At 72.8% G+C, this 1,930-nt stretch carries 2 protein-coding genes; both read right to left on the reverse strand.

The window, feature by feature from the left end; genetic code table 11:
• Positions 1 to 957, reverse strand: a 957-nt coding sequence (locus DZF91_RS24475) for a hypothetical protein (protein ID WP_117359629.1), incomplete at its 3' end; no start/stop codon positions are given.
• A gap of 145 nt (positions 958 to 1,102) precedes the next feature.
• On the reverse strand, positions 1,103 to 1,930 hold an 828-nt coding region (locus DZF91_RS24480; protein WP_328589206.1), incomplete at its 5' end, for a transporter substrate-binding domain-containing protein.

Raw genomic sequence — 1,930 nt, forward strand, 5'->3', positions numbered from 1 at the left:
CGGCTCGCGGCTCAGCCCGCCTCCCGGCGCGAGCCGGCCGCCTGACGGCCCGGCCGCGGACGAACCGCCGGACGCGTAGTGCGGGCCGCCCGGCGCGAGGTCCGCGCCGGTGGAGATCAGCAGCGCCGTGAAGGCCCCGGCCAGCTCCTCCATCCGCCGCCCGCCGAGGAAGTAGCGCCGGTGCTCCGGGACGCCCGGGCCCGCGCCGTCGGCGTCCTCGACCGTCCGGAACCGCACCTGGAGGCCGTTGGCGCGCAGGCACGCCTCGTACATCTCGCCGAGGATGTCCTGGAGCTGCTCGTCCCGGCTCCACAGCCGCCCGGTCGCCGTGACCGACAGGCCGTCGCCGCCGACCCGGGGCCGCCCCGCGAGCGCGGACGAGACGGCGCTGTCCAGCTCGCCCTCGGTGTAGCGCAGCAGCTCGGCGACCACGTCCTCGACGTCCTCCAGGGTGCGGGTGAGGGCGCGCTGGAGCTCCAGCATCTCGGCGCCGCCGCGCTCCACCTCGGCCAGCCGCGCGACCGCCTCGTCCACGCGGCCCGCGACCGCCGCGCCCTCGGCGGCCGTGACCGCGCGCACCGAGGTCTCCATCTCGCCGAGCTTGCGGCGCAGCGCGGCCAGCGTGACCCGCTGCTGCTCCAGCTCCTGCAGCCGCCCGGCCTGCGACCGGACGTACGCGTCGGCCTGGTGGACGATCTGGGCCAGCTCCTCGACCTGCCCGGAGTTGTCCCGCAGCCGCGAGTCGAGCGCGGGCAGCACGTCCCGCTTGACCCGCGACAGCTCGGCGGTGAGCTGCTCGCCGACCGTCACCAGCACGCCGTTCTGCTTGGTGACCTGGTCGTTCAGCTCGTCCACCCGGCGGGCGAACGCGCGGGCCTGCTCCCGGCTCTGCCGGCCCGCCCAGACCTCCATGACCCCGACCACGACGCACAGCACCACCAGGATGAGCGTCGTCATGGCACCTCTCAGGCCCGCGATGGACGTTCCGTACGCTTTTGATCGCGACCATAACTTACGATCATCAGCCGCGACCGGCACTTACGTAACCGATGGATCTCAGTGACCGGCCGGTAGCAATCGTCCGAACAGCACCCCGCGGGGGTCACTCACAGCCCTCGAACTGGGGGACGGTCCGGGTGAACGCCAGGCCGCTCGACCCGAACTGCGCCTGCAGCAGCTTCGCCGGGATGCCCTGCTGGTACATCCGCGTGATGGCCTTGTTGACCGCCTCGCAGCCGTCCACGTCGCCCTGCTTGATGCCGACCCCGTACGGCTCGTCCGAGAACGACGTCTTCACCAGTGCGAGCGCCGGTCCGCCGGCGCGGAGGTTCCTCGCGAACAGCCCGGCGAGGATCAGGTCGTCGGTGGAGACCGCGTCCAGCTCGTTGGCGGTCAGCTTGGTGAGGCAGTCGTTGTACCCCGTCGCCTGCACCGGCTGGGCCGCGACGCCGCGCTCCTTCTGGACGCGCGGGAACGACACCGACCCCGGCACCATGCAGACCTTGCGGTTCGCCAGGTCGTGGACGGTCTTCACCCGCGCCGCGTCCGCCGCGCGCACGAGCACGCTCTGGTGCGCGACGTAGTACGGCCCTCCGAACAGCACCTTCGTCTTGCGCTCGGGGGTGATCGAGTAGCTGCCGACGACGAGGTCGACGTCGCCGTCCTGGAGCATCTGCTCCCGCGTCGCGGACGTGATCGTCCGGAACTCGACGTCCCGGACGTCCATGAAGCGGGCGATCTGCTTGGCGATCTCGATGTCGAAGCCCTGGTAGCCGCCGCCCTCCCGGAGGGCGAGGCCCGGCTGGTCGGAGTTGACGCCGATGACCAGCTTGTCCTTGCCCGCCACGGACGCCTCCGACGCGCCCGCGATGCCGCACGCCGACAGGGCCGCCGCCGCGACGAGGCCCAGCGCCGCCGCCCCGACGCGCCG

This window comes from Actinomadura logoneensis (genome assembly GCF_003428695.1).
GTDB classification, from domain to species: Bacteria; Actinomycetota; Actinomycetes; order Streptosporangiales; family Streptosporangiaceae; genus Spirillospora; species Spirillospora logoneensis.